The organism is Sorangium sp. So ce394 (genome assembly GCF_051474665.1).
Lineage (GTDB): Bacteria > Myxococcota_A > Polyangia > Polyangiales > Polyangiaceae > Sorangium > Sorangium cellulosum_D.
Genome location: NZ_CP150339.1, coordinates 9,475,927 through 9,496,929, shown reverse-complemented (window position 1 = coordinate 9,496,929; position 21,003 = coordinate 9,475,927). Strand labels below are relative to the sequence as shown.

The 21,003-nt window shown below is 72.7% G+C and carries 20 protein-coding genes and 1 pseudogene; 12 read left to right on the top strand and 9 right to left on the bottom strand.

Annotated features, from left to right (window positions below):
• Positions 1-110: 110 nt before the first annotated feature.
• The 5 genes from WMF33_RS34975 to WMF33_RS34955 all read left to right on the top strand — a co-directional run bounded on the left by WMF33_RS34975 (position 111) and on the right by WMF33_RS34955 (position 5,555).
• Complete coding sequence (locus tag WMF33_RS34975) at positions 111-1,073, top strand: XdhC family protein (RefSeq protein WP_437332686.1); 963 nt, start codon at positions 111-113, stop codon at positions 1,071-1,073.
• Positions 1,070-1,708, top strand: coding sequence for a nucleotidyltransferase family protein (locus tag WMF33_RS34970; RefSeq protein ID WP_437332685.1), 639 nt, complete (start codon positions 1,070-1,072; stop codon positions 1,706-1,708). The genes WMF33_RS34975 and WMF33_RS34970 overlap by 4 nt, the downstream gene beginning before the upstream one ends.
• Before the next feature lie 147 nt (positions 1,709-1,855).
• On the top strand, positions 1,856-4,138 hold the full coding sequence (locus WMF33_RS34965; RefSeq protein WP_437332684.1) for a xanthine dehydrogenase family protein molybdopterin-binding subunit: 2,283 nt from the start codon (positions 1,856-1,858) through the stop codon (positions 4,136-4,138).
• Positions 4,135-4,617 carry a (2Fe-2S)-binding protein gene (locus tag WMF33_RS34960; RefSeq protein ID WP_129578334.1) on the top strand — a complete coding sequence of 161 codons (483 nt, stop codon included), beginning with the start codon at positions 4,135-4,137 and terminating at the stop codon, positions 4,615-4,617. The genes WMF33_RS34965 and WMF33_RS34960 overlap by 4 nt, the downstream gene beginning before the upstream one ends.
• Positions 4,614-5,555 (top strand): FAD binding domain-containing protein, encoded by a 942-nt coding sequence (locus tag WMF33_RS34955; RefSeq protein ID WP_437332683.1) that lies wholly within the window; start codon positions 4,614-4,616, stop codon positions 5,553-5,555. The genes WMF33_RS34960 and WMF33_RS34955 overlap by 4 nt, the downstream gene beginning before the upstream one ends.
• Here the strand turns inward: WMF33_RS34955 and WMF33_RS34950 are convergent, their stop codons facing one another.
• A complete protein-coding gene (locus tag WMF33_RS34950) occupies positions 5,556-5,759 on the bottom strand; it encodes a hypothetical protein (RefSeq protein ID WP_437332682.1) in 204 nt (67 codons plus the stop codon).
• A 1,381-nt stretch (positions 5,760-7,140) separates the two neighbouring features.
• Between WMF33_RS34950 and WMF33_RS34945 the strand changes: the two genes are divergently transcribed.
• The gene (locus WMF33_RS34945) at positions 7,141-8,007 is read left to right on the top strand and encodes a hypothetical protein (protein WP_437332681.1); all 867 of its coding nucleotides are present in this window, start codon (positions 7,141-7,143) and stop codon (positions 8,005-8,007) included.
• Positions 8,008-8,196: 189 nt separating this feature from the next.
• Here the strand turns inward: WMF33_RS34945 and WMF33_RS34940 are convergent, their stop codons facing one another.
• The 5 genes from WMF33_RS34940 to WMF33_RS34920 form a co-directional block, all read right to left on the bottom strand.
• Positions 8,197-8,628, bottom strand: coding sequence for a type II toxin-antitoxin system VapC family toxin (locus WMF33_RS34940; protein WP_437332680.1), 432 nt, complete (start codon positions 8,626-8,628; stop codon positions 8,197-8,199).
• A complete protein-coding gene (locus tag WMF33_RS34935) occupies positions 8,606-8,860 on the bottom strand; it encodes a hypothetical protein (protein ID WP_437332679.1) in 255 nt (84 codons plus the stop codon). Before WMF33_RS34935 ends, WMF33_RS34940 begins: the two co-directional genes overlap by 23 nt.
• Before the next feature lie 554 nt (positions 8,861-9,414).
• Positions 9,415-10,482, bottom strand: a complete 1,068-nt coding sequence (locus tag WMF33_RS34930; RefSeq protein ID WP_437332678.1) for a hypothetical protein — start codon at positions 10,480-10,482, stop codon at positions 9,415-9,417.
• 856 nt (positions 10,483-11,338) lie between these two features.
• On the bottom strand, positions 11,339-11,818 hold the full coding sequence (locus WMF33_RS34925; RefSeq protein WP_437332677.1) for a hypothetical protein: 480 nt from the start codon (positions 11,816-11,818) through the stop codon (positions 11,339-11,341).
• Between the two features lie 1,041 nt (positions 11,819-12,859).
• Positions 12,860-13,141 carry a helix-turn-helix domain-containing protein gene (locus WMF33_RS34920; RefSeq protein WP_020738909.1) on the bottom strand — a complete coding sequence of 94 codons (282 nt, stop codon included), beginning with the start codon at positions 13,139-13,141 and terminating at the stop codon, positions 12,860-12,862.
• Positions 13,142-13,305: 164 nt separating this feature from the next.
• Between WMF33_RS34920 and WMF33_RS34915 the strand changes: the two genes are divergently transcribed.
• The 6 genes and pseudogenes from WMF33_RS34915 to WMF33_RS34890 all read left to right on the top strand — a co-directional run bounded on the left by WMF33_RS34915 (position 13,306) and on the right by WMF33_RS34890 (position 16,870).
• Complete coding sequence (locus tag WMF33_RS34915) at positions 13,306-13,956, top strand: sigma-70 family RNA polymerase sigma factor (RefSeq protein ID WP_437332676.1); 651 nt, start codon at positions 13,306-13,308, stop codon at positions 13,954-13,956.
• The gene (locus WMF33_RS34910) at positions 13,953-14,579 is read left to right on the top strand and encodes a JAB domain-containing protein (protein ID WP_437332675.1); all 627 of its coding nucleotides are present in this window, start codon (positions 13,953-13,955) and stop codon (positions 14,577-14,579) included. The genes WMF33_RS34915 and WMF33_RS34910 overlap by 4 nt, the downstream gene beginning before the upstream one ends.
• 182 nt (positions 14,580-14,761) lie before the next feature.
• Positions 14,762-15,712 carry a hypothetical protein gene (locus WMF33_RS34905; RefSeq protein ID WP_437332674.1) on the top strand — a complete coding sequence of 317 codons (951 nt, stop codon included), beginning with the start codon at positions 14,762-14,764 and terminating at the stop codon, positions 15,710-15,712.
• 81 nt (positions 15,713-15,793) lie between these two features.
• Positions 15,794-15,991, top strand: a pseudogene (locus WMF33_RS34900) (DUF6531 domain-containing protein); the annotation flags it as partial.
• Positions 15,992-16,145: 154 nt separating this feature from the next.
• Complete coding sequence (locus WMF33_RS34895) at positions 16,146-16,556, top strand: RHS repeat-associated core domain-containing protein (protein ID WP_437332673.1); 411 nt, start codon at positions 16,146-16,148, stop codon at positions 16,554-16,556.
• Between the two features lie 59 nt (positions 16,557-16,615).
• Positions 16,616-16,870 (top strand): JAB domain-containing protein, encoded by a 255-nt coding sequence (locus WMF33_RS34890; RefSeq protein ID WP_437332672.1) that lies wholly within the window; start codon positions 16,616-16,618, stop codon positions 16,868-16,870.
• Positions 16,871-17,224: 354 nt separating this feature from the next.
• Here the strand turns inward: WMF33_RS34890 and WMF33_RS34885 are convergent, their stop codons facing one another.
• Genes WMF33_RS34885 through hisF form a run of 3 tightly spaced genes read right to left on the bottom strand, consistent with a single transcriptional unit; the run spans position 17,225 to position 20,898 of the window.
• Complete coding sequence (locus tag WMF33_RS34885) at positions 17,225-17,608, bottom strand: TerB family tellurite resistance protein (RefSeq protein ID WP_437332671.1); 384 nt, start codon at positions 17,606-17,608, stop codon at positions 17,225-17,227.
• 33 nt (positions 17,609-17,641) lie between these two features.
• Positions 17,642-20,089 (bottom strand): hypothetical protein, encoded by a 2,448-nt coding sequence (locus WMF33_RS34880; protein WP_437332670.1) that lies wholly within the window; start codon positions 20,087-20,089, stop codon positions 17,642-17,644.
• The gene (gene hisF, locus WMF33_RS34875) at positions 20,086-20,898 is read right to left on the bottom strand and encodes an imidazole glycerol phosphate synthase subunit HisF (protein ID WP_020738902.1); all 813 of its coding nucleotides are present in this window, start codon (positions 20,896-20,898) and stop codon (positions 20,086-20,088) included. Before hisF ends, WMF33_RS34880 begins: the two co-directional genes overlap by 4 nt.
• Between the last annotated feature and the right edge of the window lie 105 nt (positions 20,899-21,003).

Below are 21,003 nucleotides of genomic sequence, written 5' to 3'. Positions count from 1 at the left end.
TCGCCGCGCGGGCCCGACTTTCGCGACAAGCGCGGCGTTCCGGCAAGCTCTTTCGGCGCGGGCGCTCTCGGCGCTCTCGTTTTCGGTCCCCGGGTCGCTAGAGTTCCACCATGCCGGATCTGAGCCAGGTCATCCCGCGGACGGCGCTGCCGCACGACGTGCTGCGCGCAGCGCTCGGCGCGCTCGAGGCGGGGCGGCGGGTGGTGCTCGCCTCGGTGGTGGCGCGGCACGGGTCGGCGCCGTCGACGCCGGGGCAGAAGCTCTGCCTGTTCGAGGATCTCACCGCGATCGGCACGATCGGGGGCGGCGCCGTCGAGCGGGCGGCGCTCGGGATCATGGGGCGCGCGCTCGACGAGCTCGCCACCACCCCGAAGCTCGAGACCTTCCGGCTGGGCCCGAGCCTCGGCATGTGCTGCGGCGGCTCGGTCGACGTCCTCATCGAGCCGATGCTGCCCGCGGTGCACGTCGTCGTGATCGGCGCCGGGCACGTGGGCGCGTTCGCGGCGCCGCTCCTCGCGTCGCTGGGCTTCCGGGTCACCCTCTGCGACGCGCGCGCCGCCGCCGCCGACCCCGCCCGCGTGCTGCCGTCCGCGCCGCTCGCCGGCGTGCCGCCGCCGCACGACGGCGCGCAGCAGGGGCCCATGCCGGCGCTCGCGGAGCAGGTGCGGCTCGTGCTCGCCGATCACGACGACCCCGAGGTGACGGCGGGCCTGCCGAGGGATCTCGGCGAGGCGGCGGCGCTCGTGATGACGCACGATCACGGGCTCGACCAGGAGGCGATCGCGTGGGCGCTCGCGCGCGGCTTCGGCTACGTCGGTGGGGTCGGGAGCCGGGCGAAGGCGGCGCGCACGCGCGCGCGGCTCGAGGCGAAGGGGGTGGCGGAGCGCGACGTCGCGCGGGTCAGGATGCCGGTCGGGCTCGACATCGGGGCGCGCTCGCCGGCCGAGATCAGCGTCGCGCTCGCCGCGGAGCTCATCGCCTGGCGCTCCGGGCGGCAGCGCGCGCGGTGGTCGTCCGCGCCGTCCGCGTCGCCCGTCGCGGTCGCGCCGGCAGGGGAGGAGCAGGCTCGATGAAGACCGTGATCACGATCGTGCTCGCCGCGGGCGCGGGCAAGCGGCTCGGGGGGCCCAAGGCGCTGCTCGCCTGGCCCGCGGCGGAGAAGGGCGGGGCCGAGCGGCCGCTGGCGATCGCGCACGCGGAGGCGCGCCTCGCGGCCGAGAGCGCGCGGGTGCTCGTGGTGGTGCGCACCTCCATCTTTCACGCGCTGCTCGCCCACGTGCGGCCGGGCATCGACCTTGTCTCGTGGACCGCCCCGGACGACCTCGGCCCGGCGGGCTCGCTGGCCGTCGCCGCGCCGCGCATCGGCGACGCGGACGCCGTCGTCGTGACGCCGGTCGACGTGCCCCCCGCGAGCGCCGCGACGGTGGGGCGGCTGCTCGCCCGGCTCGACGCGGGCGCGCCGTCCGCGGCGGCGCCGCTCGCGGTGCGGCCGCGGCACCTCGGCCGCGGCGGCCACCCGGTGGTGCTGCGCGCCGAGGCGCTGCATCGCTACCTCGAGGCGGATCCACCGCCGCTCCGGGATCACCTGAGGGCGCTCGGCGACCGGTGCGTGGACGAGGAGGTGGACGATCCGGGGGTGCTGCACGACCTGAACGTCCCGGTCGACGTGCTCCGCGTGCTCGGGGGGCCGCCGCGCTTCTTGGCCTGACGGAAGCCGGCGCGGCGGCGTTCGCTGACGTCGCGCGCCGGGCGTGGGGGCGCGCGGCGCCGGGTCGACGTCGCCCGGGCGACCGGGCTATCGTCGGTGAGGAGGAGCAGAAGAATGGCGACGAGCCCTCCAGCCTCAGCAAGCGCCGTGGGGATCAGCGTGCCCCGCGCCGACGGCCCCCCCAAGGTCACGGGGGCGTCGCGCTACGTCGACGACATCCCGGCGATGCCGGGCGAGATCTTCGGGCGCACGGTGCGGAGCCCGGTGCCGCGCGGGATCCTCCGCGGGGTACGGTTCGACCCCGCGTTCGACTGGAGCGACGTCACGGTGGTGCTCGCCGAGGACGTCCCGGTCAACGTGGTCGCGCTGATCCTGGACGATCAGCCGATCCTCGGGACGGGGAAGGTGAACCACGCGTACGAGCCGATCGTCCTGCTCGGCTGCGCGGACCGGCTGAAGCTCGCGCGGGCGGTCCAGGCCGTCGCGCTCGACATCGATCCGCTGCCGCCGGTGCTCGACATGCGCGCGTCGCTCGAGCGCGAGGAGATCATCTGGGGCGCCGACAACGTCATCAAGCGGTACCTCATCACGAAGGGGCGCCCCGACGCCGAGCGGGAGCGCGGCGAGGCCGCCATCGACGCGGCGCTCGCGCGCTGCGAGGTGGTCGTCACCGGCACGTACGCCTCGCACCACCAGGAGCAGCTCTACATCGAGCCGCAGGGGGTCATCGCCTGGTGGGACGAGGCGGGCGCGCACGCGACCGGCTCGATCCAGTGCCCGTTCTACGTGCACAAGGCGTTCCTGAGGGCGTTCGGGCTCCCGCCCGACCGGATCCACATCACCCAGTCGGTGACCGGGGGCGGCTTCGGGGGCAAGGAGGAGTACCCGTCGATCATCGCGCTCCACGCGGCGCTCCTCGCGAAGAAGAGCGGCCGGCCGGTGCGGATGATCTACGACCGGACCGAGGACATCGAGGCGACGACGAAGCGGCACCCGGCGTCGTGCGAGATCACGAGCGGCTGCGATCGGGACGGCACGCTCCGCGCGCTGAAGGTCCGGATCCTCATGGATGGCGGCGCGTACGCGACGCTGTCGCAGGTGGTCCTGTCGCGCGGCGCCCTCCACGCCTCGGGCGCGTACCGCTGGGACGACGTGTGGATCGAGGCGACCGCCGTCGCGACGAACACGCCGCCGAACGGCGCCTTCCGCGGCTTCGGCGCGCCGCAGACGATCTGGGCGATCGAGCGGCACCTCGACCGCGTCGCGCGGGAGCTCGGCCGCGATCCGCTCGAACTGAAGGCGAAGAACGTGCTGCGCCCCGGCGACTCGACCGCGACGGGGCAGGTGCTCCACGCGAGCGTGGCGGGCGAGGAGTGCATCGCGAAGGCGATCGAGGCGAGCGGCTACCGGCAGAAGCGCGCGTCCGGCCCGGTCGTGCGCGGGCGCGTGGCGCGCGGGGTCGGGCTCTCCGTGTTCATGCACGGCGCGGGGTTCACCGGGTCGGGCGAGCGGTACTACAAGGGCAAGGTCGCGCTGGATCTCGCGCCCGGCGGGCGCCTCCGCATCCGGACGGCGTCGACGGACATCGGCCAGGGGACGGAGACGGTGTTCCGGCAGATCGCCGCGGACGCGGCGGGGCTGCCGCTCGATCGGGTCGAGTTCGCGGTGCCGTGCACGACGACGGTGCCCGACTCGGGCCCCACGGTGGCGTCGCGCACCGTCATGGTGGTCGGGTCGATCCTCGAGGCGGCGGCGCGCGAGCTCGCGGGCCGCGTGCGCGCGGAGCAGGAGGCGGCGCGGCAGCGCGCCGCGGCGGAGGGGCGCGCGGGCGCGGCGGCGCCGAGCTTCGAGGAGGCGGCCGACCTGCTGCTCGCCCGCGAGGGGCAGGTGACGTCGCTGAAGCAGTACGAGCCGCCGGGCTACGTGCGCTGGGACGACGAGGCCTACAAGGGAGACGCGTACCCGTGCTTCGGCTGGGCGTGCGACGTGGCCGAGGTCGAGGTGGACCTCGACACCTTCGAGGTGACGGTCGTCGACTTCTGGTCGGCCGCCGACGTGGGCAAGGCGATCCACCCGGTGATGTGCAAGGGGCAGATCGAGGGCGGCAGCCTCCAGGCGATCGGCTGGGCGCTCTCCGAGGAGATCGTCTGGCAGGGCGGCAAGATCAGGAACCCGCGGATGACCAACTACATCATCCCGACGTCGCTCGACGCGCCGCCGTTCCACGTCGACCTCGTCGAGGCGCCGTTCCCGTTCGGTCCGGGCGGCGGGGCCAAGGGCATCGGCGAGATGCCGATGGACGGCGGCGCGCCCGCGATCGCCGCGGCGGTCGAGCACGCGACGGGGATCGCCGCGTGGGCGCTGCCGCTCACGCCGGAGCGCCTGTTCGAGGCGGCGCGCGGCGCCGCGGGGGGAGGGGAGCGCGCATGAAGGTATCGCTCGTCGTGAACGGCTCGCCGCGCGAGGTCGACCTGCCGCCGCTCTCGCGGCTGCTCGACGCGCTCCGGGGGCCGCTCGGGCTCACGGGCACGAAGGAGGGGTGCGCGGAGGGCGAGTGCGGCGCGTGCACGGTGCTGATCGACGGCGATCCCGTGAACGCGTGCCTCGTCGCGATCGGGCAGTGCGAGGGGCGGCGCGTGACGACGGTCGAGGGCCTCGGGGCCGCCGGGCACCTGTCGCCGCTGCAGCGCTGCTTCATCGAGGAGGGGGGCGCGCAGTGCGGGATCTGCACGCCCGGCATGCTCATCTCCGCCGAGGCGCTGCTCGCGCGGAACCCGGATCCGTCGGAGCTCGAGGTGCGCGAGGCGCTCGCCGGCAACCTCTGCCGCTGCACCGGCTACCAGCGGATCGTCGAGAGCGTCCGCGCCGCGGCGGCGCTCCGCCGCGGCGGGGGAGGGGAGGCGCCGTGAGCATCGCGGATCTCGGGCTGTTCGAGATGCGGCGCGTCTCGGGGCTGGGCGCCCTGTGCGAGCTCGTGGCGGAGCAGGCCGCGCGCGGCGCGGCGGTCGCGCTCCTGGCGGGCGGCACCGACTGGGTCGTCGAGCAGGAGCTCCGGCCGCCGCTCGGCGCGCCGGCCCCGGGGGGCGCCGGCCCGGCGGCGCCGCCGCTCGTCGTCGACGTGTCCCGGCTCTCGGACCTGCGCGGCATCTCGATCTACGGCGGCACGCACGGCGACACGCACGGCGACACGCTCCGGGTGGGCGCCGCGACGACCTACCTCGAGATGCGCCGGAGCGACGCGATCGTGGAGCGGGCGCCGCTCCTCGCGCGGATGAGCCGCGACGTGGGCGCGGTGCAGATCCAGGCGCGCGGCACGCTCGGCGGCAACCTGGCCACGGCGTCGCCGGCGGCCGACGGCGTCGCCGCGCTCGCCGCCTACGACGCGACCGTCGTGGTGCAGAGCGTGCGGGGCGAGCGGCGCATCCCGATGAGCGCCCTGCAGACGGGCTACAAGCGCACGTCGCGCGCGCCGGACGAGGTGATCGTGGCCGTGGAGATCGCGCTGCCGGAGCGCGGATCGCCCTGGTACTGGCGGAAGGTCGGCGCGCGCCGGGCGCAGGCGATCTCGAAGGTCGCGCTCGCGGGGGTGGCCGAGGTGCGATCCGGGCGGCTCGCGCGGCTCGGGCTGGGGATGGCGTCGGTCGCGCCCACGACGGCGCTCCTGCCGACCGTGCGCGCGCTGTGCCTCTCGCGCCCGCTCGGCGAGCTCACCGCGGCGGAGGTCGACGCCGCGGTGGCGCAGGACATCGCGCCCATCGACGACGTGCGCTCGACGCGGGCCTACCGGGAGCACTGCGCTCGCGGGGTGGTGCGAGAGCTCCTCCGGCAGCTCGGCGCGCCGGTCTGATCACTCCATCCAGTCGAGCTGCGCGGCCTCGGGCCGGCGGCTGCGCCCGCCAGCTCGCGCCGGCCGCTCGCGCGACAGCGGCGCGGGCGGAGGGTCCATGTCCACGTCGTCGCAGCGCGCGCACCGCCGCGGGGTGTCGGTGCCGGCCTGGAAGATGGTGACGCAGCCGCAGGCCTGACAGATCATGCCGATGTCGTAATTCATGAGCACTCCTCGACGACGAACGCTCCGGGGCGGCCCGAGCGGCGGGAGGATGCGCTGAACGGGCGACGCGCGCGCGACGGCGCTGCAACATCGCGCGGAAGGGATCCGAGCCGGGCGGGACCAAGCCCGGGCGGGTGCGCCGAGCCGCGCGCCGGCGGGGGGCTGTGCGCGGCGGCGCGCGGGTGGGCGCTCGGCCATCCGCCGAGACGGGGGCCGGGGAGCTTGCGCATGCAACACCACCCGGCATGTCTCACTTCGGGCCATGCCTTCTGAGACGCCTCGTCGCGCGCCACACGAGGCGCGCCTGAGACGTAGAGTCCCCTGAGAGCTTATGGCACCTCGTTCGGTGCTCGATCGCGCCCACCCGTGCGCCGCCGCGCACAGCCCCCCGCCGGCGCTCACGTCGCCTTGCGAGGAGGGCCGACATCGAGACGCCGAGATGCAGGGCGCGCTGGACGTGCACGGAAACGCCTCCAAAGCATCCCTCCGATGCCGAAGCAGGCACCGAAGCCTTAGGCGATTGACACATGAGCGAACGCCCCAAGAGCGCTGGCCTCGTAGTTCGTCTCCTTATCGCGGTGGCCGTGCTCGGCCTCGTCTTTGGTGGTGGATGGAATCGTGCGTTGTTCGCCTTGCTGCACCCGATGGGGACTCTTCGCCGCCCCGCCCGGACAAACTCAAGAGCGCCGTCGTCGAGCGCCACGGCGACGCGATCCGGTTCCGCCCCACGCGGCTTCGGTGTCACGAGCGGCGGCCGGTACGGCGCCTCGGCGCTGACCGCTTCGCACGCCTGCGTCCACTCCGCCGTCGTGCGCACCGCTGCGCGTGACGCCCGCGACGTGCCGCGCCGTGCCCAGCATCGGCCGGTGGGCTGCCAGCACGTCGCGGCTCCCTGCCAGCACCTCCCGGCGACTCCCCCAGCAGCCCCGGGATGCCTGCCAGCATCCGCTGGTACGGCTCCTCGAACGTGCTGGTACGGCTCCTCGAACGTGCTGGTACGGCTCCTCGGACCTGCTGGTACGGCTCCTCGAACGTGCTGGTATGGCTCCTCGAACCTGCTGGTACGGCTTCTCGAATCTGCTGGTACGGCTTCTCGAACGTGCTGGTACGGCTTCTCGAATCTGCTGGTACGGCTCCTCGAATCTGCTGGTACGGCTCCTCGGACCTGCTGACACGATTCCCGGCCGTCTCGGCGGCGCTGGCCCCGCTCCCGGCCCGCTGGGCCCACGCGCCGGTGCGCAGGGGCGCCCCCCGGGCGCGCTGGCGCAGCGCCGCGGAGACGCAATCGTGCTCTCCGGATCGCCGGAGCACGCCTTGAGCGCTGCGAGCTCTGCCGTCGTGCTACGCCTGCCCGCTCGCCACCCCCACTGGAGGTAGGTTCATGGGAATCGAATTGTCGCAAGAGCAGCACGCCGTCCTGAAGGAGACCCGCGCGGTCGCCACCCCCGCGGAGTTCCGGACCCTCCTCGATACCGCGCGCCCCGAGATGGACCGCATCGTCCGCGAGGTCATGGAGCCGAGCCAACCCATCTCGACCACCCTCACGGAGCTCCGGGACCTCTACCTGTCCGTCGTCCAGTACGAGGCGCCGCTCGCCAGCAAGGCCTACGGCCCCGAGCGCCGCGCGCTGCTCCGCAGCGCCATCCAGCTGCTCGACACGGCGAACCTCTGGTTCGGCGAGGGCAAGCGTACCGGCGCCTACCAGGTGCGGCCCGTCGACCAGGTGATCAAGGCGAGCCGGCCGTGGCGCGCGCGGCTCAAGGCGTTCGCCGACCAGGCGTTCGCGTTCGAGCCGGACGTCGCCGACCAGTTCGCCGACGTCAACACGAGCGGCACGCTCACCGAGGAGACCAGCGACCTCGCCATGCTGCTCCGGCTCGCCGAGCAGCACCAGACCCGCCTGTCGCCCGTCGGCCTCACCGAGGAGTTCCTGCGCGAAGGCAGCGCCTTGCTCGACGAGGTGAGCGGCCGCGATCTGCTCGGCATCCTCGGCCTGCGGAACCGCGAGGAGGCGATGGTGCTCCGCAACTCCATCGTGACCTATGCCACGCTGCTCGGGCACGAGGCGCGCGCCGCCGGCGTCAACGCCTGCTGGGACATCCCCGAGGGCAAGCGCCGCTTCAGCGCCGCCTCGTTCCGCAACGCCCTGCGGCGGCTCCGCCCGAAGCGCCGGGGCACCGCCGCCGCGCCGGACGAGCCGGCGCCGCCCGAGCCTCCGTCGGTCGAGCCGACAGGCGCGCCGGTCTGAAGCCACGCCGGATCGAGAACGCGGCGCGCTAGCGCTGCGGACCCGCCGTAACCCTCCGTCATTCAACTGCCTCGGCTCACGCCTGCCCGCCCAACGACATGCCGGTCTGCCGCGGCGCGAAGCGCCGCCGACAGCAGCGGCTTGCTGGGCCGTATGCGTACCGCACGGCGTCCTGAGTACCCTGCGGGTTCATAAGATAGGCTCTCTCCAGTTCTCGAGCATGAGCGGGTACCCCGCATCTTGGATCTTGACGAAATGGCGCGTGTTTCCCGTTGCGACAGGAAGTCCATGACGGATCGCCGTCGCTGCAATCAGAGTATCCTCGATCGTCAATTTGCTTCCCAGGCGCTCAAGATCGGCTCGGATCCGGCCCGCGAGCTCGGCTGCCGTAGGGTCAAGCCACAAGACCTCTGCTCGCGCCAGCAGCGACAAAAATTGTTGAATCCGATCGTCACGACCCACGCGCGAATAGCCGTAAACTACCTCCATCACGGTGATCACTGAGAGCGTATAGCGTCCTAGCTCTGCGTGATACTTGCGCGCCCTCTCTGCGATGATCGGATCCTTCGCCTTGAGGATCTCGGACCAGATGTCCGTATCAAGAATGGTTCTCGTCGCCATTGAAAGCCTCGCGCCCCTGGTGGCGCGACATGATCGCGACCTGGTGGATCTCGTCGGCGAGCTCCGGCTCGTCGGCGAGCAGTCCTAGGAACGGATCGTCCGGTGGGTTCGCCTGCCCCGCCGGCTCGCTCCGGGGGCCGCCCAGCTCCCGAATGATGCGTTCGACGAGCGTGCGCCGCGCATCGGTCGGAAGACTACGGATCTCCTGGAAAATTTGCTCGGCGTCCATCATGCCCAACCTCCACTTCCGCCGCTGTCCAGTCTACCATGTCGCGCCGTTCCCGCCGTTCCCGTCGCGGCAGCCGCTCTGGGGACGCAGGCAGCGCCGGAGGTGGGGCCTCCGTCAAGGGCAGCCTCGGAGCGAACGGTGGCGCAGGGATCGCAGGAGCAGAGGCTGCAGCCGCGCCCGACGGCACCCCACCCCTGCCCAGTCGAGCGCGATCCCTGGCGGACGGAGCGCCGTCGTACCGAGTGCCGTCGTCATGAGGCCCCGCGCATCCTGGCCGTGGAAGCGGGCCCCGATCGAGAGCGAGGCAGGCACCGGTGGATTGCGCTCCCGCTGCGCACGTGTCCACGGCTCTCCTTCGTCGGGCCTGGGAGGCCGCGGTCACGCAGGCCCACCCGTGCAGCATGACGCCCGGCGGCCCAACGCCTCGCCAATCTGCTGCGGGGCGGGCTGCCGCGCGAAGCGCGGTTGCCCGAACCGGCAGCCGCATTGGCTTGTTCGGCGCCCGGTCAGGAAGAACGAATCACGCGACCACCACCGCGGCTTGCGTTCTCCCGTCGTCATCTCGAAGGGCTGCGCGTCTTTCGTCGGCGCGCGGGCTGCCGCCCCGATGCCGCCCCGAGCCGCTTCTGAATCGCCGCTTGCGTTTGGCGGGGCAGCGTCGCGAGGTACTCCTCCGATAACGCACGAAGCATCGCGTCCGGCAACGCGAGCACCGCCTGCGCCTCGGTGAGCCCGGCGAGGCGCTGCTCGGGCGCGTACGCCTGCAGCACCTGCTCCGGGGCGAGCCCCGCGAGGCGCTGCTCGGGCGCGTACGCCTGCAGCACCTGCTCGGGGGCGAGCCCCGCGAGGCGCTGCTCGGGCGGCAGCCGCGCAACGAGGCGTGCCAGCGCCTGCTCGAAGCTCTCGACGACCCGCTTTTCGTCCTTCATGTGCCGCTTCCTCTGCCCCGGGAGGGGGTGCCGAACTTGCTCGACATGCTCCAGGAGCGCCCAGAACACCGCGACCTCCGCCGGGGAGAGCGCCGGGATGCCGCCGGGGTCGGCGACCATCCCAGGGGTCACAGTGTACAGCAGATGCTCGCCCTCGCGAGCGTTGGCGGGCACCGTCTCCACCACCCGCAGCGGGGAGACACCGAGCCGCCCCTCGTGCGTGCCCGGCCCGGTCGGTGTGAGCGTGCAGCCGAGCGACATCAGCGCCTCGGTGAAGCGCGGGGTGAGGCTGGGCGCGAGCACGCGAAGGGCGACCGCGGCGGGAGCTTCGATCTCGGCGACCACGAGGTACTGGAGCGCATACGCGAGGAGCATGCGCGCGTCGTCGCGCTCGAGCTCGTCGGTCGGCCCCTTGAAGTGCACGAGCGTGTGCTCGGCCAGCTCGCCCACCACGCTCGTGAGCAGGCGCGGCCTGGGTGGGGCTCCGCGACGGCTGCGACGGAGGATGACGATGTCGACGCGGAGCGGCTCGCGGGCGAGCTGGAACTCCGAGATGCACTGGTACCAGCCCTCGGGGAGCACGTGCTCCAGGAGCGCGACGAGCACCGGGTGCCAGGCGGTGTAGACGCGAACACGCCGCTGTCGCTGCGAGGATCGAACCTCGCGCGTCGTCGCCGTGCGGTTGCCCTTCGCCATCAGGAGCAGCGCTACCACGACCGTCGCCGGCCGGCGACTTCGTGGCGTGGCGCGGTGACATCGGCGACGACGTCGCTTTGCCCCGCGGCGTTCCCGACCGCATCAGGTGTTGGGCGACAACAATCGTCGGCTATGCGCTCTGGCGCCGAACGGCCAGGGCATCAGCCGCGGTGCGTAGCGCCGTCGGATCCATTGCCTTGTTGGGCAGCTGGTTCGAGGAAATGCGCTAAAGATCGCAGGAGCAGGAGGAACCGGGCGAATTAGAGAGAGTGCCATGTTTGCTCCAGAAACGTAACGATGCCTCGACCGGGGTTGTACCGGGGGTAGCGCACAGTAAATGTCGCTCTCGCCGCCTCGTACGTGTCGCTCGGGATCGCGCCGAGATCCTTCGCCAGGAACAGGACTGCGAGGGACGGGGCCCGTGACTCACCTTGATTACAGTGGATCACAAGATCACGCCCGGCATTCCATTGCTCTGCTGCGAAGCTTCGGAAGACACGGAATGACTCTGACTTGAAAAGTGGAACTGGAGGATCGATCAGATTGAGGTAGAGATGCTCACTGCGTCGAAGGACAATGTAGTGCGCATGTGCGGCTGAAAGATTGCCCGTGTAACCAACGGCGCGTTGATGACAAGGGGACTTGCACGCGTGGATGTAAGACCGCTCGCCGACCTCATCGGAGCAGCATCCGATGTCTCCTACATAGACCCGCTCATGAACCTCGATCATGGCTTCCCCTGTGGCTGTGTCTCACGGATATCGTCCGCATGGTTCACGCATGGATACGGAACACGAGCCCGGGATCGAGGCTGGAAGCACGGAAGGGTTGAGCCCTTCGTTCGACTCATTGGTCGTTAGGGACCGAAGAACGCCTCGAGCGCAGCTGCTGTAACGCGCTTAGGCATCCCCTTGGCTTGCGACAAGTCTTTGATGATCTCCGTGAAGTCCAGCTTTCGCCCGCCGTTCCTCTTAACGAACGAGAGCGCGTCTTCGTAGGTTCGAATATCGATCAGGCTCGCTACCGCGCCCGATTGGTACGGGTTGCAGTTATCGCACCACCAGACGAGGTCAACATTGATTCCACTGTGACTGCTGTATGCCGTCCCGCGGGTTACGGGGTGCATACACTTGACTCCTCGGATCTTGCCTGTGCACTGTTCGACGAACGGCTTCCCGTTCAGGATGCCAATGTAACGTCGGAGGGTCGCGACCAGAGCTGCGAGTTGCGGTTTTGGCTGGTCTTGCTCCAGTGCCCAACTCACGTAATCGGGGTACTGAATAAGCAACCGGCGAGTATCTACGTCCGCATGCTTTCCGAAGCCGACCACTGCCATACTCCGCCTCTGCGCCTGAAAACCGGCTGGACGTGTAGCATGCAAGCGCGGCTGACGCAACGTCGCTCCGCGCCTTAGACGCCGGGTCTTGATGCTCTCGCGTGACGGACCGACAGCGACGACCTTCTCGGACGCGGCGGGCACGAGGGCCATTCAGCCTCGCCAGCGCTGCTTCGGAAGTGAAGGAACGAGCGTCCGTCGGCCCAACGTGCAGGCAATCAGCCGCGGGGCGCCGTGCCGAGCGGAGCGAGGCTCGGCGCCCCGTCGGCTGCATTGCCTTGTTGGGCGGTGTTGACGGTCGAGCTGGTTGATGGCGATCCATTCGGGCTGTTTGATGAGCATCGCCTTGGCGAGCGGCTCCGGTCATGGCCGCGATGGTCGGCCCATCGCCCGGCCGACGGTGTGCTCGGGCGCGTCAAGGGTTCCCTCGCGCGGCTCGGCGGCTACGCCGCCCTTGACCCGCCCTCCGCGCCCCGGCAGCGCTGTCGCGTGGGCGATGGGCGGACGGAGCCTCCGGCGGGGGCTTCGGACACCGGATGGTTGATGGCCATCAAGCACGTGGGCGAGCCATCATCCAGCCTGGGCGAGAAGGGGCTCGCGGCCATCATCTACCTCGGGCGGCAACACACATCATCGACCGCGGCCCTCTCGGCGTCATCAGCCCCCTTGGCCGCTGACCGCCGCGTCAGCGGGGAGCGCCTTGAGCTCCGACCCCACCCCGTCGTCCCGGCCCCACCCATCGTGAAAGGTAGCGTACCTGACGGCTGCGCCGCCTCGTCAAGGAGATCAACGCGTGCTCGTGCGGGCTCCACACCGGACGACTCGAGCTCGGCCGCGGCGTCCACGCCGCGCGCTCGCAACGGGCATCCCCCTCGCCGATCCCGCCATCGTCACGCCCACCGGGGCAGCGCCGTCCCGAAGCAGGCGGGCGGCCTAGGACCTGGGCGCCGGCGTGCCATGGGCGATGCCGCGCGTCACGCACGTGACGTGGGCGCCGCCTCGTTCCGCAGCGACCTCGAAGCGCCTGCCCAACGTTCGGGATCACGGCTCGCGGGGTCGTGCCTTGCGTGGCCGGCCCCGCTTGACCGGCGGAAGCTCGCGCGGGCGGAGCAGCACACCGGGCCGGACGCCGAGCGCGTCGGCCAGCTTCACGAGGCCTGCCATCCCGACGTTGGTCTGGGCGTGCTCGACCTTCTTGAGGTAGCGGAGGCCGACCGCTGCCGCGTCGGCGAGCTCTTGCTGCGTCATGCCGCGCTTCAGGCGGATCCTTCGGACGTTGGCCCCGATGAAGTTGAGCACCTCCTGCAGCCGGGGATCATGCATGGGGAAGTCGTCGGCTCTCGTGCGAGGTGGAATAGTGCCCGCTAGGGCACATTTCGATTGCCCGGTCGCCTTCCGCCACCGTAAGCTCCCTGCAAGCAAGTGCTGCCCGCGACGGCGCCAACCGTCCGGGCAGCGTGGCCGAACCCCGCACCACGAGGTCCGACATGAGAACAGTACGTCCGCGCCCCGAAGAGGGCCAAGAGATCGATCCGCCCTCGCGCCGCCGCCGGCGCACCGCCGCCCGCGGCCGGCTCGGTCGCCCGCCCGAGCCCCGTCACGCGTCGTCTCACCCCGCCGTCTACCTCGAAGCCGCGGCGCTCCTCGAACAGCGCCCGCTCATCCGCAGCACGCTGCGCGCCCGCGGCGTTCGCGCCGCGGACCTCGACGACGTCACGCAGGAGACCGTGCTCGGCGCCTTTCGCAGCATGCGCGCCGGCCGCTTCCGGCCGTCGCCCGATCAGCCGCCGGGCGACGCCCTGCGCGCCTGGTTGGCGGCGGTCGCCTCGCGGCAGGCTTCGCACTACCGCGACAAGGCGTACCGCCGATATGAGGTGGCCGCGGTCGATCCCGACCGGCTCTCTGCCCTCGCAGCTCCCTCGCCGGAGCCGCGCCTCGTCGCGCGCGGGCTGCTCCGCGCCTTCCACCACCTCCGCGCGGAGCTGCGCGACGTCCTGGCGCTCACCGCCACGGGCCTCACGATGCGCGAGATCGCCGAAGCGCTCGCGATCCCGAGGCCGACCGTCGCCACGCGGCTCCGCCTCGCGCGGCGCCTCTTCGCCCGAGCCCTCACACGCCGGCGGAGGTGGCCGCGATGAGCACCGCCCCCGTCGACGCGCCTGCCGCGACGGCGGCCGAGATCCCGACCGCGACCGAGGCCGGCCTGATCGAGATGGTGCTCGGCATCCCGGCCGTGGGGCCGCGCATCCTCGGCACGGCCGCCCTCCCGTCCCTCGGTCGTCTCTCTCCCGCGGCGCTCGCCGAGCGAACCCAGATCGCGCTCCTGGACGCCACCCGGCTCGCCGCGGCCTTCGAGCTCGGCCGCCGCGCTCACGCCGCGCGCGCTCGCCGAGGCGCGCTCCTCACCGACGCCGCGCGCGTGGCGCGTTACTTCGGCCCGAAGCTCGCTTCCCTCGTCCACGAGGAGCTCTGGATCGCGTCGCTCGATAGCCATGGCCGCGTGCGCGAGACGCGCATGCTCGCTCGCGGTGTCGACGACGCCGTCTACGCGGGCCGCGCGACCATCCTGCGCGCTGCGCTGGACATGGCAGCCGTCAGCTTCGTCCTCGCCCACAACCACCCGAGCGGCGATCCGACGCCGACCGCGGAGGACGAAGCCATGACCCAGCAACTGCGCGACCTCTCCCATGAGCTCAACGTCCCGCTCCGGGCCCACGTCATCGTCACGCCCAGCGGGCGATACTCCGCCGTCCTGGAGTAGCCGAGCGCCGCGGGGCTCCCACGACGTCGCCGAGTTCACCGCGTCACGCCACGACGTCGCCGGCGGGCGGCGTCCGTGGTAGCGCTGCTCCGGATGGCGAGGGGCAAGCGCGCAGCGACGACGCGCGACGGGCGAGCCCGCAGCGACAGCGGCGTGCTCGCGTCTACACCGCCTGGCACCCGGTGCTCGTCGCGCTCCTGGAGCACGTGGTGCCCGAGGGCTGGTACCAGTGCATCTCGGAGTTCCAGCTCGCGCGCGAGCCGCTCCGCGTCGACATCGTCATCCTCCGGCGCCGCCGCCGGGGCGCCCCGCCCGCGCCGCGCCTGCTCACGAGCGTGGTGGGCGAGCTCGCCGAGCACACGCTCGTGCACTTCAAGGGGCCGACCGACGAGCTGGAGCGCGATGACGCCCGCATGCTCCTCGCCTACGCGCTCCAGTACCTCGTCGTCGCCGAGATCGACGACCCCGCCGCGGTGGCGCTGCGCGTCGTCGCGCCCCGCGTGACCCAGCGCTTCCTCGGGGCGCTGAGATCGCTCGGGTGCGCGCTCGCCACGACCGGACCGGGCACGCACGAAGGACGGCTCGGCGTCTTCCCGCTGCGGGTGGTGGAGACGGTCCCGGCGACCGCTCGCGCGGGCGAGCATCTGCTGTACACTGTGACGCCTGGGATGGTCGCCGACCCCGGCGGCATCCCGGCGCTCTCCCCCGAGGAGATCGCGGTGTTCTGGGCACTGCTGGAGCATGTCGAGCAGGTCCGGCATCCCCTGCCGGGGCAGAGGAAGCGGCACATGAAGGACGAAAAGCGGGTCCTCGAGAGCTTCGAGCAGGCGCTGGCACGCATCGTCGCGCGGCTGCCGCCCGAAAAGGTGCTGCAGTCGTACGAGCCGGAGCAGGTGCTGCGGTCGTATGCGCCCGAGCAGCGCCTCGCGGGGCTCGCGCCCGAGCAGCGCCTCGCGGGGCTGAGCGAGGCGGAGGCGGTGCTCGCCCTGCCGGACACGACGCTCCGCGCGCTGTCGCAGGAGTATCTCGCGACGCTGCCCCGCGAAACGCAAGCGGCGATCCAGGAGCGCCTCCTGGCAACCTCGAAGCGCCGGCCGGCGCGCCAGCGAAAGACACGCACGTTACCGCGATGACCCACGGCGGTCGCTCGGGCAGCGGCTGCCCGAACCCCGCGCACGGCCGCGGCGGGGAAGACGACGGCCGGCGACCCGGTCGATGTGGCGACGGGGCGGGTGTTCACCGTGCCGGTGGTGGATCTGGTGCTGCCCGCGCCGATGCGGCTCGTCATCGCGCGGCAGTGCTCGTCGTCGGCGGCGGCGATCGAGCGCGACGTGGGGCTCGGCTTCGGGTGGACGCACGCGCTGGCGTGGGAGATCGAGGAGCGGCGGCGGGGGCTCGCGCTGTGGCGCGGCGACGGGACGCGCGAGCCGATCCCGAGCCTGGAGCCGGGGCAGTCGATCCGGCTGTCGCCCGCGCGCTCGATCGCGCGCGAGGACGGGTGCTACGTGCTGCGCGACGAGCACGGCCACCTCCGGTACTTCCGCCAGGTCGTCGGCACAGGGGGAGGTGCTGGCGGAGATCGAGATGGACGCCTGGGGCAGGGTCAGCGACGCGTCGCGCGGCGCGACGAGCTTCAGGTTCCCGGGGCAGTACGAGGACGAGGAGACGGGGCTCTACGACAACCGCTACCGGTACTACGACCCGGAGAGCGGCAGGTGCATCAGCCCGGATCCGAGTTGCATCCAGGCGTCGCTGCACGCGCATGCGTATGCGGGGAACAGGCCGGAGTCGGCGATCGATCCGGATGGGCTGCAGACGACCGTGAGGATCACGCGCAAGGACCGCTCCGTCATCGAGCGCAGCCAGGGGCAGGCTGACAAATCCCCTCACTTTGTGGCCGATTCCTACGAGAAATTGAACATGAAGGCGGGAAGGCAAGAAGAATTCCCAGAGATTTTGCTTCCCGTCTTCACGTGAATTCCCCGAAAAATTGAGGGGATTCCTCAGAGGGGCAGGAGCAGCCGTGTCACGTCGCGGTGCAGCGGGCGCTGTCGCCCTGCACGGCGCACACCGCTGGAGCGGGCCGCGCGACCATCCTGCGCGCTGCGCTGGACATGGCAGCCATCAGCTTCGTCCTGGCCCACAACCACCCGAGCGACGATCCGACGCCGACCGGAGAGGACCATGCGATGACCCACGAGCTGCGCCACCTCTCCCATGAGCTGAACGTCCCGCTCCAGGCCCACGTCATCGTCACGCCCAGCGGGCGATACGCCGCCGTCCTGGAGTAGCCACCGCGGGCCGCAGCGCGCCAACCTCGCCTGAGCTCCTGCCGAGGGGAGCGGGGGGCGTCTATGCGCGGGAGGAGCGCAGAGCTCGCGCCCGGGCTCGGCCGGCCCGTCGTCTGGGTCGGCGGAACGAGCTCGCCCTAATACCGCGGGGCAGAACTCCCGCCAGGGATCTGCCGCGCGAGCGAAGAGAAATTAACGCAAAGGCGCAAAGGCGCAAAACTACAAATCTTTTTGCATTTTTGCGTCTTTGCGTCTTTGCGCCTTTGCGTTGAACTCTCTTTCTCCGGATCCCTGGCGGGCAGAACTAGCGGGTCGCGGCGAGCCCCGCAGCGCGCGGGCGCCGCTCCGGCGACGTCAGAGCAAGGTCAGGAGGCGCCGGGCGCGGGCCTCGGCTGCCTGGATGATCTGCTCGGACTCGGCCCCGGGGATCTCGAGCTTCTTGCACAGCGCGGCGATGTACTGCTTCTCGGCGTCGTGCTGCTCGCCGTCGACGAAGGTGAGCAGCACCGCGTGCTGGAGCAGCGCGCGGCGGTCTTCGCCGCCGAGCTCGCCGAGCGGCACGTCGTCCAGGGTCCTTCGCTGGGCGGCGTAGGCGCGGATCTCCTTGGCCTGATCCTCGTTCGCCTCGAAGGCCGCGATCAGCCCCTCCACCATCTCGCGCTCGGCGTCGTGGAACTCGCCGTCCGCCCACGCCACGCTCACGAGCGACTTCACGATCGCCATGCTCTGCTCTTGCATGGCGACGAGTGTCGTCGCTCCTCCGGGGCAACGTCAATCGTGAGGGGGCGGCGTCCTCGCCTCCGCCTGCGGCACGGCGTCGAGCGCGCCGCGCGCGAGCGGCTCGGCCAGCGAGGCGAAGAGCTCCGGCCGCAGCGTCCCGGCGAGCCCTGCGAAGAGCAGCGCGAGCGCGACGAGCGCGAGCCACAAGGACAGGCCTCTCCGGCGCGGGGTCACCACGGGCGAAGGCGGCCTGCTGTCCTCGTCCAGCGCGAGCGGCTCGGCGTCGGGCGCGGCGCGCTCGGACGGAACGGGACGGCTCGCCCCGGAGAGCGGCGGGCGCGCGCCCTGGAGGGTGAGCGCCGAGAGCGTGGCGAGGGATGCGACCGGCGGCGGCGTGAGGGTGAGGTCGAGGCCCGCGAGCGCCTTCATGCTGCGCGCGGCGCGGCGCTGCGCGCTGTACTCCGACTGCGCCGCGAAGCGCGCGACGAGCTCGTCGACCCGGGAAGCGCCAGCGCCGGCGCCGTCCGCCGGGGGGCGCGCGCTCGGGGACCGCCGCGAGGCGCTCCACACGATGGCGTCGATGGGGCCGAGGCCCGCCGGGCACGGCTCCTCCGCCGGTGCCGCGTCCGCGGGCGGATCGGAGGGAGCGGCGTCCGCGCGCGGGTCGGCCGGAGCGGCGTCCGCGCGCGGGTCGGCCGGAGCGGCGTCCGCGCGCGGGTCGGCCGGAGCGGCGTCCGCGCACGGGTCGGCCGGAGCGGCGTCCGCGCGCGGGTCGGCCGGAGCGGCGTCCGCGGGCGGCACGACGTCGGGCGCCGACACCGGGGCCACGGCCTCCACCGCGAGCGATGCCTCGGCCGGCAGGGCAGGAGCCGCCAGCGGCGCGGAGGCCGGCGCGGGCAGAGCGTCGTCGCTGCGCGGCGCCGGAAGCGGCCAAGGCAGCGTGTGCCGCGCCGCCGGCGTCTCTTCGACCGACGCGGCCGCCGCTCGAGGACCCACGGGCAGGCCGCCGAGGTGCTCCCGATGGACGAGCGGCCAGCCGCCGTACGCCGGCGTGACCTGGAGAGCTGCTGCCTCCTCGACCTTGTAATGAATGGCGGGCGCGCGCGCGGTCTCGACCGCCTCCGGCGGGACGTCGATCACGTCGGCGGTCGCCTCCGCCGGAGGGGCCGCCACGGCGCCCTCGGCCGCCACCATCTCGGCCCAGACGGCCGTGGCCACGGTGGGCGTCGGCTCCTGCGAGAGCGGGACGACGCCGGCAGGATCCGGCGAGAACTCGACGAGGATGGACTGGGTCGGCGTCGGCTCCCGGGGAGGCGACTCGACGACGGCGGGGGCAGGGGAGACGTCGACGAGGAACACCTCGATCCCCTCCGGGCTCGTGAGCGCCTCCCCGTACGCCGAGGCGCCGCAGACGACCGGCGAGGAGGCGACGACGGCGCGCGCCTCGGCAGGCGCATCCGCCTCCACCGCCGGCGCGATCGGCGAGCTCGACGCGATCGGCGCCACGGGCGCGATCGACCGCACTGGCTCGATGAGCTCCGGGATCAACGGGATCTCGGCCGGCGCTCCGTCCGCCTCGACCTCCACGACCGCCTGCACGACGGTCGGCGTAGGCTCCGGAAACGCCTCCGCTTGCGCGGCGGCGTGTGCGGGAGGCTCGACCGCGTCGGTCTGCGCGGCGGCGTGGGCGGAAGGCTCGGGCGCCCCGGCATGCTCGTCGGCGACTGCGGCGCGCTCGGGTGACGGCTCGACGGCGGCGGTCCCAGCGACCTCGCCCGTGATCGCGGGGGAAAGCGAACGCCCCGCGGTCTCGCACGCGACCAGCCCGGGGCTGAGGGTGAGCTCGACGACCGCGGGCGCCACCGGACCCGGGCTGAGGGTGAGCTCGACGATCGCAGGCGCCGCCGGCCCCGCCGGGTCGCGCATCGCAGCGCCGTGGTCGCGCGCCGCGACCGCTGCCTCTTCGCGCGGCGCGCGCTCCGGTCGCGCGGGCGGCGGCTTCGCCCCGTCGCTCGCCCCCTGGGCCGCCGGCCTCTCCTGGACCTCCGCCCGCGCGCGCCTCAGCCGGCCGGCCTCCTTGGCGCGCAGCGTCTCGCGGGCGAGCCGCGCCAGCGCGCGCCGGGCCGCGTTGCGGTTCACCGGGATCAGCGCGGCCTCGAGCTCCCGCGCCACCGCGTCCGGGTCCTGCTCGAACGCGGGGCGCGGGCGCGCCGTCGCCGCGAGGTTCGGCATGCTCCCGGCCGACGCGGAGAGCAGCCGCGCGAGCAGATCGCGCAGCAGCCGCGCCGCCTCGGCGGGCGCCACCGGCTCGCCGCGCGAGCGCACCGTGACCGTGCCCTCGGTCGTGAGCAGCACCGCGCGATCGTCCAGCCGCAGCGGCAGCCGCGACGTCGCGTCGCCGACCGCCAGCGCGAGGTAGCCCGACGTCTCCGGCACCAGCGAGGCGCACCGCGCGTGCGCCGCCGCGAGCACCTCCTCCAGCGTGACGCAGGCGCTCACGAGCGCCCCCGCGCCGCCGCGCCGCTCGATCCGCCCGCGCGCGCCGGCCTGACCGGCACCCCCGCCGCCTCGAGGTACGCCTTGGCCTCGCCGATCGTGTACTCGCCGTCGTGGAAGATCGACGCGGCGAGCGCGGCGTCGGCGCCGCCCTCCACGAGCCCGGCGCGCAGGTGATCCAGGTTCCCCACGCCGCCCGAGGCGATCACCGGGACCGGCACGGCCCGCGCGATGGCGGCCGTCAGCAAGAGGTCGTACCCGTCCCGCGTGCCGTCGCGGTCCATGCTCGTGACGAGCAGCTCGCCGGCGCCCGCGCGCGCGATCTCCTCGGCCCACGCGACCGCGTCGCGCCCCGTATCGCGCCGGCCGCCGTGGGTCACCACCGTCCAGGCCACGCGCGAGGGATCCGGGATCCGGCGCGCGTCGATCGCCACCACGATCGCCTGCGTGCCCCACCGATCCGCGGCGCGCCGCACGAGGTCGGGATCGTTCACGGCGGCGGTGTTGATCGCCACCTTGTCGGCCCCGGCGTGGAGGAGCGCCTCGATGTCCTGCTCGGACTTGACGCCCCCGCCGACCGTCAGCGGGGTGAACAGCACGTCCGCCGTGCGCGCCACGACGTCCAGGATGATGCCGCGCTTCTCGTGCGACGCGGTGATGTCGAGGAACGTGATCTCGTCCGCGCCCTCGGCGTCGTAACGACGGGCGGCCTCGACGGGATCGCCGGCGTCCCGCAGCCCCACAAAGCGGACGCCCTTCACGACGCGGCCGTCCTTGACGTCGAGGCACGGGATGATGCGCTTCGCGAGCATACGTCCGCGTTAGCGTAGCTGCCGGCCGCGGGCCAACTGTTGCGCGGCGCGCCGGCGCCTGAGCCGCGGGGCGCCTTCCCGTGGATTCGCCGTCGTTTCTGCCGC